Origin of the sequence: Avrilella dinanensis (genome assembly GCF_002807015.1) — a bacterium.
Classification (GTDB): domain Bacteria; phylum Bacteroidota; class Bacteroidia; order Flavobacteriales; family Flavobacteriaceae; genus Flavobacterium; species Flavobacterium dinanensis.
Map to the genome: position 1 here is coordinate 1,130,383 of NZ_NIPO01000001.1, position 15,362 is coordinate 1,145,744.

Below are 15,362 nucleotides of genomic sequence, written 5' to 3' on the forward strand. Positions count from 1 at the left end.
GGGTTAAAAGTGCGGGTGATAGGACTCGAACCTACACACCTTGCGGCACCAGATCCTAAGTCTGGCGTGTCTACCAATTTCACCACACCCGCGGCTTTGGAAGAACTTGTTGTTCTTGTAAGACGAGTGCAAATATACGAACAGAAATTTATTATGCAATAGTTGAACCATATTTTTTTACTATATTTGTTATCAAATAAAATTTTATTTTCTTTTTACAAATATGGAACAGATAAACGATTACGTCAGGGACAACAAGGAACGCTTTATAAATGAGTTAATTGACTTGTTGAAAATCCCTTCTGTCAGTGCAGACAGTGCCTATACGCAAGATGTCATCAATACAGCCGACAAGGTCAAAGAATTTTTAGAAAAAGCTGGTTGTGACAAAGTGGAAATATGCGAAACACCAGGCTATCCTATCGTGTATGGCGAAAAAATCATCAATCCCGACTTACCTACGGTTTTGGTTTACGGACATTATGATGTACAACCTGCCGACCCGATTGATTTGTGGGATTCACCACCCTTCGAGCCTGTAATCAAAGAGACCGCTATCCACCCTGAAGGAGCAATTTTTGCCCGTGGAGCTTGTGACGACAAAGGACAAATGTTCATGCACGTAAAAGCTTTGGAACTGATGATGCAAACCAACACTTTGCCGTGTAACGTAAAATTTATGATTGAAGGCGAAGAAGAAGTAGGCTCGAGTAGCTTGTCGTGGTTTGTGCCAAGAAATAAAGAAAAGCTGAAAAACGATGTAATTCTTATTTCCGATACCGGAATGATTTCCAACACACAACCGTCTATTACAACAGGTTTGCGTGGTTTGAGTTATGTTGAGGTGGAAGTAACTGGGCCAAATCGCGATTTACACTCTGGGCTATATGGCGGAGCAGTAGCCAATCCTATCAATGTTTTGACAAAAATGATTGCTTCGTTGCACGATGAAAATAATCGTATTACCATACCTGGATTCTATGATAAGGTAGAAGAACTTTCTCAGGAAGAAAGAGATGAAATGGCAAAACGCCCTTTTTCTCAGGAAGAATATAACAAAGCTTTGGATATCGACGACGTGTATGGCGAAGCAGGATACACTACCAACGAACGGAACTCAATTCGTCCTACGTTGGACGTAAACGGAATTTGGGGTGGATACACTGGCGAAGGTGCTAAAACAGTAATTCCTTCAAAAGCTTATGCGAAAATTTCGATGCGTTTGGTGCCTAATCAGGATTGGGAAGAAATCACAACCTTATTCAAAAATCATTTCGAAAGCATTGCACCTGAATCGGTAAAAGTGAAAGTAACACCGCACCATGGCGGACAAGGATATGTAACGCCAATTGACTCGATGGGCTATCAGGCGGCAGCGAAAGCCTATACCGACACTTTTGGTGTAGCACCAATACCGGTTCGTTCGGGTGGTAGCATTCCGATTGTGGCTTTGTTTGAAAAAGAACTGGAATCAAAATCTATTCTGATGGGATTTGGTTTGGACTCAGACGCTATTCACTCGCCAAACGAGCATTTCGGAGTGTTTAACTATTTGAAAGGAATTGAGACGATTCCGTTGTTTTACAGGTATTATGCTGAAATGTATAAATAATAAAATTTCACCAAAAAGCACTTACGTTCCAAACAGTCAAGTGCTTTTTTTTGATACAAGTCAATTTTAAATGGCGTAACTTTTAATGGAGAAAGGATTGTTATATATAGCTATTTTGGCATTTATAGTTTATGGCATTTATCATATTTTAAACGATAAATTTAAAAAAGATTATAGTTTCATAGATATGATAAATATGAGTATATATTTGAGAACTATCATATTAGTAGTTGTGAGTGTCATTGTATTAATAATCCTTTTAATAAAAGATTGTGGTTAATGAAAAAAAAAGATAAATTTAAACAGGCTCTAAAAGCACAAAAAATATTTAATAAATAAAACCTTGTTATATTTCTAGGCTACCGTACGAATCCTTTCGTGTGCTAAGTAAGAAACGATTCCGTTGTTTTACAAATATTATACTGAAATGCAAAAGTAAAATTTCATCAAAAAGCACTTGCGTTTCAAACAGTTAAGTGCTTTTTCTTTTAATAAGATAAGTCAATGCTACAAATACAAAAATGAAATAAGCACTGTAAATGATTTTGTTTTGCAAAAATTGTGTTTTTAGATTGTCGAAAATTTGCTGAGATGCTGAATCTTTGTTGTTAGCTTCAAAAGCTTTATTAATTTTAGCGATTCTTTCCTCAGACAGATATTCAACAGGAGGTCCCTCGCAATCAATATCAATTATGTTTTCTGACGGCAAATCTCTACCTACAAAATACATTGTGCTGTTGTCTAAAAGATACATTCGGGCATCTCTTTCATTAAAAATATTTAGTACTTCAATAAATTCGCTGTAAGTAGCATCTTTTTCAAAATGAACTTTTAAGCCGTTGATGGTATCTTCAGTTTGAATCACTTTGCTTACAAAATTATCAATATATTGAAATGCTTTTTGAGATTCCTCTTTATTTCCGTTTAAACTTATTTCTTTATAAATTCTTTTGTCATATTCTTTACCACAATCTATATTATTCATTTCTTCACACCATTCTCTCATTTCTTCAAAACCTTCAGCAACGAAATCCAATGCAGTTAATTGAGTAAAATACCCATTTGACTGAAAATAAATATATCCCAGCAAAGGCAACAAAATAATAGAAAACATACCCGGTATGTAGCGTAGCTTTTTCATAGTGGTAAGATACAAAAAATCTTTAAACTTGAAACAAAATTAGCGATTAGCCAAACTGCCATTAGTGAATGAGGTGCTGAAACAGGCTCAGCATAACAAAGCAAGAGTTGTCACGATGTTACTCCGTCACCCCGTCACTTCGTCACTCCATCACAACTTAAAACAAAAAAACCTTGTTATATTTCCAAAGATGATTACCTTTGCACCGTTCTCAAAGGGGTGCCTATAAACGGCTGAGATCATACCCAATGAACCTGGGCGGGTAATGCTGCCAAGGGAAAAACAACATAAATAAGAGTGCACGCTTATTTATGTTGTTCTACAATCACATTATTGTTTAACAAGAAAATAATCGCCCCTTTTATTTGTAAAATTATTTTACGAATGAAAAGATGTTTTTTTTGCACTGTCGGTCTGGCTGTTTTAAGTTCAGCGACGGCATTTGCACAAACCGATGAATCGTTACAAACACAGAACGATTCGTTGAAAAACTCACAAACCGAAGAAGTTTTGGACGAATTGATTATCCAGTCAGTAAGAGCCAAAGACAACACACCGATGACCTTTTCCAAGATTACCAAAAAAGATTTGGAAAACCGGAATTTAGGACAGGATATTCCTGTTTTGCTGAACTTTATGCCTTCGGTAGTTAGCACGTCCGATGCAGGAAACGGTGTGGGTTACACCGGAATCCGGGTGCGTGGTAGTGATGCAACACGTATTAACGTAACCATCAACGGTATTCCATACAACGATGCCGAATCGCACGGAACATTTTGGGTAAATATGCCTGATTTCGTATCGAGTGTCGAGAATATGCAGTTGCAGCGAGGAGTCGGCTCATCGACCAACGGAGCAGGTGCTTTTGGCGGGAGTTTGAATATGCTAACTGATGGTTATTCTTACGAATCCGGTGGCGAAATTTCCAATTCATTCGGGTCGTTCAATACCAGAAAACACACAGTTAAATTTACCACAGGATTAATTGATAACCGCTTTGAACTAACCGGACGATTGTCAGACATGCACTCTGACGGTTATATCGACAGGGCGTCGAGTCGTTTACAGTCCTACTTTTTGCAAGGTACTTATGTGGAAGGACAAACATTGATTAAGATGTTGGCTTTTGGCGGAAATGAAAAAACATATCAGGCGTGGAATGGTGTAGAGAGTGCTGATATTAAGGAATTTGGAAGGCGATTTAATACCTCCGGAATGTATTTTGATGACGACGGAAATATGCGTTTTTACGATAACGAAACCGATAATTATAAACAAAATCATTACCAGATACATTGGCACCAAAAATGGTCAGACTACTGGCAATCGAGTTTAGCTTTTCACTACACTGATGGTTTTGGTTACTATGAAAACTATAAAGCTGGCGAAGATGTAACCGAATACGGTATTGAACCTGTGATGGTTAACGGCGAACTGATTGAAGAATCGGATATTATCCGTCGAAAATATCTCGAAAATGATTTTTACGGATTCACTTTTTCTGCCAATTATAACAAAGACGATTTTGATTTGATGATTGGCGGTGCGGTTAATCAGTACAAAGGCGACCATTTCGGCGATATTTTGTGGACGAGAGAACCGTTGGTTTATCAGTACAAGCGACAATATTATTTCGATAATTCTACCAAAAACGATGCGAATGTTTTTGCCAAAGCGACTTATGTCATTGATAATTCATGGGTTTTGTATGGCGATTTGCAATTGAGAAACGTGAGCTATGAAGCCAATGGGCAGGATACTGGTTTGGTTGATGATAAATTCAATTTTTTCAATCCAAAAGCTGGGGTGACTTATTTGTTAAACGATGAAAGTAATTTCTATTTATCTTATGCCAGAGCCAACAGAGAACCCAACCGAAACGATTATGAAAGCGGTAATCCGAAGCCGGAAACTATGGACGACTTTGAATTGGGGTGGAAGCTTAATAAAGACAATCTACAACTGAATGTAAATGGTTATTATATGCACTATACCAACCAGTTGGTATTGACGGGGGCATTGAACGATGTGGGAGCACCCGTCAGAGAAAATTCAGGGAAAAGCTTTCGTGCCGGTATCGAAATTGATGCCAGATACCGTTTTCATGACAAATGGTTATGGCAGCCGAATTTAGCCATAAGCCAAAATAAAAATATAGATTATCGGGCTGAATTTGATGGGGAAATTCAAGATTTTGGTAACACAAATATTTCTTTTTCGCCGAATTTCATTGCCGGAAATGCCATTACCTTTTTACCGGTTGATGATTTATCATTGACATTGCTGACTAAGTATGTTGGTAAACAGTATATGGGAAATACCGATAGCGATGCCTCAAAATTAGATGCTTACACCACCACCGATTTTGTAGCAAGTTACCGTTTGCCGTTGAAAAAATGGTTCAAAGAAGCAAGAATTGATTTGATGGTAAATAATATTTTCGATACGAAATATATTTCCAACGGATATTATTACACCTACGACGATGACTGGACTAATCCGGAACAAATATCAACCATCGAAGGAGCAGGTTATTATCCGCAGGCAACTATGAATTTCTTGCTCGGCTTGAATCTTAAATTTTAAGACTGCCGTAGTATAGAGTTGGAGGAAACCTGCAGGGTTTGTACATATTATTGTGCTGACCCTGTAGGTTTTCTTTTTGTTTCAAGTTCCGATAATTGCAACGTAGTGAAGACTGGAACTGCTGATGGCTTTTGCCTAATCAACTAATTCACCAATCACTAAAACAATTTTTGAAGATTGTTTGTAAATTTGTACTTTAGCCGAACTTTAAAAATAACACTATGGATTTAAACTTCAATAAAAACGAAGACCACAATAAACTTTTAGTTTCTGAACTTAAAAGAAGATTAGCCAAAGTAAAGCTGGGCGGAGGGGAAAAACGAATTGCCAAACTACACAGTCAGAACAAAATGACAGCCCGCGAGCGAATTGATTATTTGTTAGATAGTGGAAAAAACAGCATTGAAATCGGGGCTTTTGCCGGAGAAGAAATGTATGCCGAACATGGTGGTTGCCCGTCAGGCGGTGTGGTTGTGAAAATTGGTTATATCAAAGGAAAACAATGTATCGTTGTCGCCAATGACGCTACTGTGAAAGCCGGAGCTTGGTTCCCGATTACGGGCAAAAAAAATCTTCGTGCTCAGGAAATCGCTATCGAAAACCGGTTACCGATTATTTATTTGGTGGACAGTGCGGGCGTTTATTTGCCGATGCAGGACGAAATTTTTCCCGACAAAGAACACTTTGGACGTATTTTCAGAAACAATGCCGTGATGTCATCAATGGGAATCACGCAGATTGCTGCAGTAATGGGCAGTTGCGTTGCCGGAGGGGCTTATCTGCCGATTATGAGCGACGAGGCATTGATTGTAGATAAAACAGGAAGTATATTTTTGGCAGGAAGTTATCTGGTAAAAGCTGCTATTGGTGAAAGTATTGATAATGAAACGCTTGGTGGTGCAACTACACATTGCGAAATTTCCGGTGTAACGGATTATAAAGCAAAAGATGACAAAGATGCTTTGGATAAAATCAAAAATATTGTTGATAAAATAGGCGGTTTTGACAAAGCCGGTTATAACCGTGTGAAAGCGGTTAAACCTAAAGAAAATCCGGAGGAAATATATGGTATTCTGCCAAAATCCAGAGCCGAACAATATGATATGAAAGAAATTATCAAACGTTTGGTGGACAATTCTAAGTTTGAAGAATACAAAGAAGGTTACGGACAAACGATTATTACGGCTTATGCCCGCATTGATGGTTGGGCGGTGGGAATCATCGCTAATCAACGAATGGTAGTCAAAACAACTGCAGCGAAAACCAAACCAAGCGAAATGCAGTTTGGCGGTGTGATTTATTCCGATTCTGCCGATAAAGCCACGAGATTTATCGCCAACTGTAACCAAAAGAAAATTCCGTTGGTGTTTTTGCAGGACGTAACCGGATTCATGGTGGGTTCAAAATCTGAACATGGTGGAATTATTAAAGATGGAGCAAAAATGGTCAATGCAGTGTCCAATTCTGTTGTGCCTAAATTTACGGTTGTGGTAGGTAATTCCTATGGGGCCGGAAACTATGCTATGTGCGGTAAGGCTTACGATCCAAGGTTGATTTTTGCTTGGCCAAGTGCAGAGTTGGCGGTAATGGGCGGAGCACAGGCGGCAAAAGTGCTGTTGCAAATCGAGGCGTCATCGCTCAAAGCAAAAGGTAAGGAGCTCACACCGGAAAAAGAAACAGAATTGTTTGAAAAAATCAAAGCGAGATACGACAAACAGGTTTCGCCTTATTATGCCGCTGCCCGATTGTGGACAGATGCAATAATTGACCCGGTTGATACCCGAAAATGGATATCGATGGGCATCGAGGCTGCCGATCACGCACCCATCGAAAAACCATTTAATCTGGGAGTAATACAGGTATAAACAATATATTCGGCTATTTTATAGCCGTTTTTTGTTTCAAAAAATTTAAAATTTATCATATCAATTATTTTGTTACTTTTGTAGGACTTAATTTTATCTAATTTATATTTTTCATTTCATGGGAACTAACGATTCATACGGAAAAGAATTGGCTTTTCAGGCAGACAGAAGAAAAGCTTGCGTAGAACTAATCAAGTTTGTAAACGATTTATGGTTTGACAAATCTATCGAGTTGATTTTATTCAGAAATCAATTGTTGGACAGAAATGTAAGCGACATTATCAACCTGCATGAATATGCCGGAAAATTCGTAGGAAAACCGATAAACGTTTTTGATACGGTAGAAATCGCAAGAGCTATCTCTACTTCAGATTTGCCGCCGGCTCGTATTGATTTAGGGAAATTAACCTATGAATATCAATTGGAAGGAAACAAATACAATGATACTTTGTCATTTGTGGTGGACAAGTTGAAAGATGCTAAAAATTCACCGGAAATCCAACCGAAAGATGTAGTATTATACGGTTTTGGACGAATCGGACGCTTGTTGGCAAGAGAGTTGATGTCCAAAATCGGAAAAGGACAACAGTTGCGTTTAAAAGCCATTGTTACCAGAGATCCTAACGATGAAAGTTCATTGGAAAAAAGAGCTTCTCTTTTGATGTATGATTCCGTGCATGGAGATTTCCATGGGTCTGTTAATATTGATGTGGAAAATGAGTCATTGATTATCAACGGTTCGCCTGTACGAATGATTACAGCCAATCAACCTGAAGATATTGATTACACGCAATATGGCATTGAAGATGCTTTGATTATCGACAACACAGGTGTTTTCAAAGATGAAGAAGCCTTGTCAAGACATCTGAAATCAAAAGGAGCCGACAAAGTGCTGCTTACTGCACCGGGCAAAGGTGTGCCGAATATTGTGTATGGAGTTAATCACGATGAATATGATGTGGATACCACCAAAATCTGGTCGGCAGCATCGTGTACAACCAATGCTATCACGCCGGTTTTAGCCGCTGTTGAGAGTACTTTAGGTGTGAAAAAAGGGCATTTGGAAACTATCCATGCCTATACTAACGACCAAAACTTGGTAGATAATAAACATAAAAAATACCGTAGAGGTAGAGCTGCCGCCTTGAATATGGTAATTACCGAAACAGGAGCAGGGAGTGCCGTGGCAAAAGCTTTGCCGTCATTGGCAGGTAAATTGACTTCTAATGCAATCAGAGTTCCGGTGCCAAATGGTTCATTAGTAGTGTTGAATCTGGAAGTGGAAAAAGCTACTTCTGTTGAGGAAATCAACGAAATCATGAAAAAACACGCTCTCGAAGGAAATCTGGTAGAGCAAATCAAATATTCGATTAGTAACGAATTAGTTTCCTCTGATATTGTCGGTACATCGGCACCGTCTATCTATGACAGCAGAGCGACCATTGTTTCTCCCGATGGGAAGAATATGGTGCTGTACGTATGGTATGACAACGAATTCGGTTACAGCATGCAGGTAGTTCGATTGGCGAAATACATTGCCCAAGTCCGAAGATATTTTTATTACTAAAAACAAAATATAATGCAATTTCTTGTCTATATCATAGCCTATCCACTGCTTTGGCTGATTGCATTATTACCGTTCAGAATATTATATTTTTTATCAGACATAGCCTATGGGATTACTTATTATCTCATAGGCTATCGTAAAAAAACAGTCAGAGAAAATCTGGCATTGACTTTTCCGCATCTTTCTGAAAAAGAACGTTTAATCATAGAGAAAAAATCATACCGACACATGTGCGATATGTTCTTGGAAATGATTAAAACCATGAAAATAAGCCGGAAACAAATCAATCAAAGATTTGTTTTTACCAACATGGAAGTCTATCGGGAAATGGAATCCCAAAACAAAAGTATTATTCTGATGTGTGCCCATTATGCCAGCTATGAATGGGTTATTTCGATGAATAATTACGTTAATTTTGAGGGATACGCTGTTTACAAAAAGATCAACAACAAACATTTTGATGATTTAGTCAAAAAAATCCGCGGACGGTTCAAAACACATCTCATTCATATTTTTGAAACAGCATCAGTCATACGTTCCAACGAAAATAAAGGAATAAAAGGCATATATGGTTTAGCTGCAGACCAATCTCCTCAACTGAAAAAAAACAGTCATTGGGAGAAATTCTTGGGTATTGAAGTACCGGTTTATGCCGGAGGCGAAGTTTTGTCTAAAAAATTCGACATGAATGTACTGTATCTCAAAGTAGAAAAAATGAAAAGAGGACATTATCAGGCAACTTTTGAAGTTTTGACAGACGATGTGCAATCTCTTCCGAAATTTGAACTGACCAAACAGTATCTGCAAAAAGTAGAACAGCAAATCCATCAGGCACCAGAATATTACCTATGGACGCACAAACGCTGGAAACACCGTGGCAAAAAGGACTTATACAATAATCTAGGTAGTTTCAAGTTCTGACAACTGTAAATTGTAACGAAGTAACGAAGTGACAAAGTAACGACTGAGGTTACTAATGGCTTTTGGCTAATCACTATTGGCTGAAAACTAACTTAATTTTTCCTATTCAGATAAAATGAATTATATTTGAAGCTATAATCAGCCATAACAATTAAGTTTGCTGTTAAAAGCAAAAAAATGAACAGATGAAATCAGTGAAGATTATCGAATGTCCGCGAGATGCCATGCAAGGCATCAAAATGTTTATTCCTACAGAGAAAAAGGTACAGTATATCCAATCACTATTGGCAGCGGGCTTTGACACCATAGATTTCGGAAGTTTTGTGTCCCCGAAAGCGATTCCGCAAATGCAGGATACCGCTGAGGTACTGGCACAGTTGGACTTATCACAAACCAAAAGTAAACTGCTCGCCATTATTGCCAATGTAAAAGGAGCGGAACTGGCGTCGGTGCATGACGAAATTCAGTATTTAGGTTATCCGTTTTCGATATCAGAAAATTTTCAGATGCGTAATACACACAAAACCATTGCCGAATCTATCGTAACCTTACAACAAATCATTGAAATCGCACAAAAAACCAACAAAGAAGTTGTGGCATATTTATCTATGGGATTTGGAAATCCGTACGGAGACCCATGGAATGTCGAAATCGTAGCGGAATGGACAGAAAAGCTGGCAAATATGGGTGTGAAAATCCTTTCATTGTCCGATACTATCGGGAGCTCAACACCCGAAGTGATTGATTATCTGTTTGCTAATCTCATTCCGCAATATTCCGATATTGAGTTTGGAGCACATTTGCATACCACGCCCGACAGATGGTTTGAAAAAATCGATGCGGCATACAAAGCAGGTTGCACACGTTTTGACGGAGCTATCAAAGGTTTTGGCGGTTGCCCGATGGCAAAAGACGATTTGACAGGAAATATGCCAACCGAAAAAATGCTGAGTTATTTTACCGCAAATAAAATAGATACGGGAATCAAACCTACTGCGTTTGAAAGTTCGTATAATGAATCAATGAAAATATTTGATTTTTATCATTGATTTTCATACTTCAAAAAAAATGATTAAATTTGCATGCAATTCAACTACGATTTGCACATGAAAGCACACACCTCAAAAATCATAGGTCAGGGATTGACGTATGACGATGTACTTCTTATCCCGAATTATTCGGAAGTATTACCACGAGAAGTAAACATTCAAACAAAATTTTCCAGAAATATTACCCTGAACACTCCTGTTATTTCGGCAGCGATGGATACCGTGACCGAAAGTGCGATGGCTATTGCCATGGCTCGTGAGGGCGGAATCGGTGTATTGCACAAGAATATGACCGCCGAGCAACAGGCAACCGAAGTAAGAAAAGTGAAAAGAGCCGAATCGGGTATGATTATCGACCCGGTTACACTTCCGCTTACTGCGACTGTTGTTGATGCCAAAAATGCGATGCGTGAAAACAGCATTGGCGGTATTCCTATCATAGATGAAAATAATATACTGGCAGGAATTGTAACCAATCGTGATTTGCGTTTTGAGCGTGATGGCAACCGTTCCATCACCGAAGTGATGACAAAAGATAATATTGTGACTGCATTTGAGGGAACAACGCTCGAAGATGCCGAACATATATTACAAGAAAATAAAATCGAGAAACTACCTGTTGTTAATAGCAAAAATGAATTAATCGGACTGATTACTTTCAGAGATATAACCAAATTGACATTGAAACCCGATGCCAACAAAGACAAATACGGGCGTTTGCGTGTAGCGGCTGCCTTGGGTGTAACTGCCGACGCGGTTGAGCGTGCCGGTGCATTGGTCAAAGCGGGAGTTGATGCCTTGATTATCGACACTGCCCACGGACACACCAAAGGCGTGGTTACTGTTTTGAAAGAAGTCAAGAAAAGTTTTCCTGAAATAGATGTGATTGTCGGTAATATTGCCACTGCCGAAGCGGCTTTATATTTGGCGGAAGCCGGTGCAGATGCCGTGAAAGTTGGTATCGGGCCGGGGTCTATCTGTACTACCCGCGTGGTTGCAGGGGTTGGATTTCCTCAGTTTTCTGCAGTGTTGGAAGTAGCAGAAGCACTGAAAGGTTCGGGAGTTCCGGTTATTGCAGACGGAGGAATCCGTTACACAGGCGATATTCCGAAGGCTTTGGCAGCCGGAGCTGATTGCGTGATGTTAGGGTCATTGTTGGCAGGAACGAAAGAGTCGCCGGGCGAAACCATAATCTATGAAGGCAGAAAGTACAAATCATACCGCGGTATGGGGTCATTAGCCTCGATGAAACAAGGCTCGAAAGACCGTTATTTCCAAGATGTGGAAGACGACGTGAAAAAACTCGTTCCGGAGGGTATCGAAGGACGTGTAGCATACAAAGGCGAACTGGCTGAGAGTATGTTGCAATTTATCGGTGGTTTACGTGCCGGAATGGGGTATTGCGGAGCAAAAGATATCAAAACCTTGCAGGAAACCGCTCGTTTTGTTCAACTGACCGCATCAGGAATCGGCGAAAGCCACCCGCATAATATCACGATTACCAAAGAAGCACCAAATTATTCCAGAAGATAATTTTCAGCTCAAGAAGAAATCTGATTAATGAGTTATTAGCGAATGAAGGGTGTTTGATGTAGAAAGAAACCTACAGGGTTTGTACACGTTGTTGTGCTAACTCTGTAGGTTTTTTGTTTCAAGTTCTGATAACTGTGACGAAGTAACGAAGTGACACCCGAGACAGGCTAATGGCCCTTTACTCATAGCTAACCAACTAATCGACTTTTTCTGAAATTTTAACCATAAATTCATTAATTTTGTAGGAAATTACCTCGACACAACAATATGGTCAATAACGAACAAATAAGAAATCTCAGTGAGCGAATCGATGCCTTGCATAAGTATTTGGAAATCGAGAAAAAGCTGATTGAAATTACCAACGAAGAAGAAAAAACCTTTGCACCTGATTTTTGGGACGATTCCAAAAAGGCGGAAATCATCATGAAAGAACTTCGCTCGAAGAAAAAATGGGTGGAAGACTATACTAATGCCAAAGAGTCTTTGGAGGATTTGCAGATATTACTTGAATATGCTCAGTCCGGCGATGCTTCAGAGGAAGAGGTTACTCAGCAATACCAAAAAACTTTGCAATTTGTTGAAGATATTGAATTCAGAAATATGTTGTCAGATGAAGGGGATAGCATGAGTGCCGTTTTGCAGATTACTGCCGGAGCCGGAGGTACGGAAAGTTGTGACTGGGCGTCTATGCTGATGCGTATGTATATGATGTGGGGCGAGAAAAACAAATACAAAATCAAAGAGCTTAACTATCAGGAAGGCGATGTTGCGGGAGTCAAAACAGTGACTCTGGAGTTCGACGGCGAATATGCTTTTGGTTACCTGAAAGGCGAAAACGGCGTGCATCGTTTGGTGCGGATTTCCCCGTTTGACAGCAACGCCAAGCGACACACGTCGTTTGTTTCGGTATATGTTTATCCATTGGCAGATGATACCATTGAGATTGAAATTTCTCCGGCAGATATTTCATGGGAAACCATGCGGTCGTCTGGTGCGGGAGGGCAGAACGTGAACAAGGTGGAAACCGCCGTTCGGTTACGCCACCACCCAACGGGAATCATTATTGAAAATTCTGAAACCCGCTCGCAATTAGATAATAAAACCAAGGCGATGCAATTGCTTAAATCCCAGTTGTATGAAATGGAATTGCAAAAGCGTCAAGCAAAAAGAGATGAAATTGAAGCCGGCAAAAAGAAAATCGAATGGGGGTCGCAAATCAGAAATTATGTGATGCACCCGTATAAACTGGTCAAAGATGTTCGTTCTGAATATGAAACCAGCGATGTAGATGCGGTAATGAATGGCGAAATAGACGAATTTTTAAAAGCCTATCTGATGATGATGGGACAAAACGAAGACGAACAATAATGGTAAAATATAAACCATTTTTTTTGCAACGTCAATAATAAACTTTAAACGAATACATTATATATGTACAAAACACTTATCCGCCCGATACTGTTTCAGTTTGACCCTGAAAAAGTACATCATTTTACTTTCGGAATGATTTCATTTTTGAATAAAATTCCCGGTGTTTCTGCATTGATACGCTCTATTTATCAGGTGAATAATCCTAAACTGGAACGGGAAGTGTTTGGTTTGAAATTCAATAATCCGGTAGGTTTGGCGGCAGGGTTGGACAAAGATGCTAAAATCTACAACGAATTGAACAACTTCGGTTTTGGTTTTATCGAAATCGGAACCATTACACCCAAACCGCAAGACGGGAATCCTAAAAAGAGGTTGTTCCGTTTAAAGGAAGATAAAGGAATCATCAACCGAATGGGTTTTAATAACAGCGGAGTGCAAGTGGCTGTTGAACGGCTGAAAAAAAACAAAGGCGTTTTGATTGGTGGGAATATCGGTAAAAACAAAGTGACACCAAACGACAGGGCGGTGGAAGATTACAAAATATGCTTTAATGCACTGTATGATTATGTCGATTATTTTGTGGTCAATGTGAGTTCGCCTAATACGCCAAATCTCCGTGAATTGCAGGATAAAGAACCACTCACAGAATTGTTAAGCACTTTGCAGACTTTAAATCAGCAAAAAAGCAAAACCAAACCGATTTTGCTCAAAATAGCACCCGATTTGACCAACGAGCAGTTGATGGATATTATTGATATTGTTCAGGATACGAAAATTGCCGGAGTGATTGCTACCAACACCACCATTTCGCGTGAAGGCTTGCAATCTACCAATCAGAAAGAAACCGGCGGGTTGTCGGGGCAGCCATTGAAAAAACGCAGTACAGAAGTAATTCGGTTTTTGCATGAAAAAAGTAACGGAGCATTTCCGATTATCGGAGTAGGCGGAATCCATACTGCTGAAGATGCTTTGGAAAAACTCAACGCCGGTGCCAGTCTGGTGCAGGTTTATACCGGGTTTATTTATGAAGGACCAAAGTTGGTCAAAGACATCAACAAAGCTATTTTAAAAACATGTCAGAACAAATAAGCACGGTGCTTATTGCTAGTTTTTTGCTCACGATTGCCCCTGGTCCGGACGTGATGTATGTGATTGCCCAAAGCATTTCCAAAGGCAGAAAATATGGTTTGGCGTCAGCAGTGGGTTTGTCCGTCGGGCTGTTGTTTCACACTTCTTTGCTGGCATTTGGGATTTCTCAGATAATCTCACAAAACGAGCGAATATTTCAGGCAGTCAAATACTTCGGTGCTTTGTATTTGCTTTGGCTGGCATACAAAGTTTGGAAATCTGAGCCGGAAACGGTCGAGATTGCTACAGAGAAAAACACGAAAAAATATCCAATAGCCAATACTTTTCAGGGATTAATTATGAACATCAGCAACCCGAAAGTATTGATGTTTTTTCTGGCAGTTATTCCTAATTTTATTGATTTGTCCAATGAAAATATCAAAGGACAGATTTTTACCATGGAAATAATTTTTGTCTTTCAGGCTTTGATTATTTTTTCACTATATGCTGCTTTAGCGTCCAAATTAACCGGTTTTATGCGTAAGAACGTAAAATTCCAGCTTTTTTTGAAATATTTTCAGGTTATTGTATTTGTCGGATTGGCAGTGATGTTCTTTGTTTAAAATTCATTTTTTGATATATCCTTATT

The 15,362-nt window shown here is 39.3% G+C and carries 11 protein-coding genes and 1 tRNA gene; 10 read left to right on the forward strand and 2 right to left on the reverse strand.

The genetic code is table 11. The features are described from left to right. Window positions 1–10 precede the first annotated feature (10 nt). Window positions 11–92, reverse strand: a tRNA-Leu gene (locus CDL10_RS05270). A gap of 131 nt (window positions 93–223) precedes the next feature. Here CDL10_RS05270 and CDL10_RS05275 point away from each other — a divergent pair. Beyond that, window positions 224–1,612, forward strand: coding sequence for a dipeptidase (locus CDL10_RS05275; protein WP_100677569.1), 1,389 nt, complete (start codon window positions 224–226; stop codon window positions 1,610–1,612). A gap of 472 nt (window positions 1,613–2,084) precedes the next feature. On the opposite strand, the gene CDL10_RS05285 is transcribed toward CDL10_RS05275, so the two are convergent. Next, complete coding sequence (locus CDL10_RS05285) at window positions 2,085–2,753, reverse strand: hypothetical protein (RefSeq protein WP_100677571.1); 669 nt, start codon at window positions 2,751–2,753, stop codon at window positions 2,085–2,087. A gap of 384 nt (window positions 2,754–3,137) precedes the next feature. Here CDL10_RS05285 and CDL10_RS05290 point away from each other — a divergent pair, with 384 nt between their 5' ends. From CDL10_RS05290 to CDL10_RS05330, 9 genes are all read left to right on the forward strand, one after another. Then, window positions 3,138–5,339 carry a TonB-dependent receptor gene (locus tag CDL10_RS05290; RefSeq protein ID WP_100677572.1) on the forward strand — a complete coding sequence of 734 codons (2,202 nt, stop codon included), beginning with the start codon at window positions 3,138–3,140 and terminating at the stop codon, window positions 5,337–5,339. A gap of 221 nt (window positions 5,340–5,560) precedes the next feature. Continuing rightward, window positions 5,561–7,204 (forward strand): acyl-CoA carboxylase subunit beta, encoded by a 1,644-nt coding sequence (locus tag CDL10_RS05295; RefSeq protein WP_100677573.1) that lies wholly within the window; start codon window positions 5,561–5,563, stop codon window positions 7,202–7,204. A gap of 118 nt (window positions 7,205–7,322) precedes the next feature. After that, on the forward strand, window positions 7,323–8,771 hold the full coding sequence (locus tag CDL10_RS05300; RefSeq protein WP_100677574.1) for a glyceraldehyde-3-phosphate dehydrogenase: 1,449 nt from the start codon (window positions 7,323–7,325) through the stop codon (window positions 8,769–8,771). A 12-nt stretch (window positions 8,772–8,783) separates the two neighbouring features. Then, a complete protein-coding gene (locus tag CDL10_RS05305) occupies window positions 8,784–9,692 on the forward strand; it encodes a lysophospholipid acyltransferase family protein (RefSeq protein ID WP_100677575.1) in 909 nt (302 codons plus the stop codon). Window positions 9,693–9,877: 185 nt separating this feature from the next. Beyond that, entirely contained in the window at window positions 9,878–10,741 is an 864-nt protein-coding gene (locus CDL10_RS05310) for a hydroxymethylglutaryl-CoA lyase (RefSeq protein ID WP_100677576.1), read from the forward strand. Between the two features lie 57 nt (window positions 10,742–10,798). Beyond that, window positions 10,799–12,274: an IMP dehydrogenase gene (gene guaB / locus CDL10_RS05315; RefSeq protein ID WP_100678652.1), complete on the forward strand. Its 1,476-nt coding sequence runs from the start codon at window positions 10,799–10,801 to the stop codon at window positions 12,272–12,274. A 267-nt stretch (window positions 12,275–12,541) separates the two neighbouring features. Continuing rightward, window positions 12,542–13,642 (forward strand): peptide chain release factor 2, encoded by a 1,101-nt coding sequence (gene prfB / locus CDL10_RS05320; RefSeq protein ID WP_100677577.1) that lies wholly within the window; start codon window positions 12,542–12,544, stop codon window positions 13,640–13,642. Between the two features lie 63 nt (window positions 13,643–13,705). Further along, window positions 13,706–14,734, forward strand: coding sequence for a quinone-dependent dihydroorotate dehydrogenase (locus tag CDL10_RS05325; protein WP_100677578.1), 1,029 nt, complete (start codon window positions 13,706–13,708; stop codon window positions 14,732–14,734). Next, complete coding sequence (locus CDL10_RS05330) at window positions 14,719–15,336, forward strand: LysE family translocator (protein WP_100677579.1); 618 nt, start codon at window positions 14,719–14,721, stop codon at window positions 15,334–15,336. The genes CDL10_RS05325 and CDL10_RS05330 overlap by 16 nt, the downstream gene beginning before the upstream one ends. Window positions 15,337–15,362: the final 26 nt, after the last annotated feature.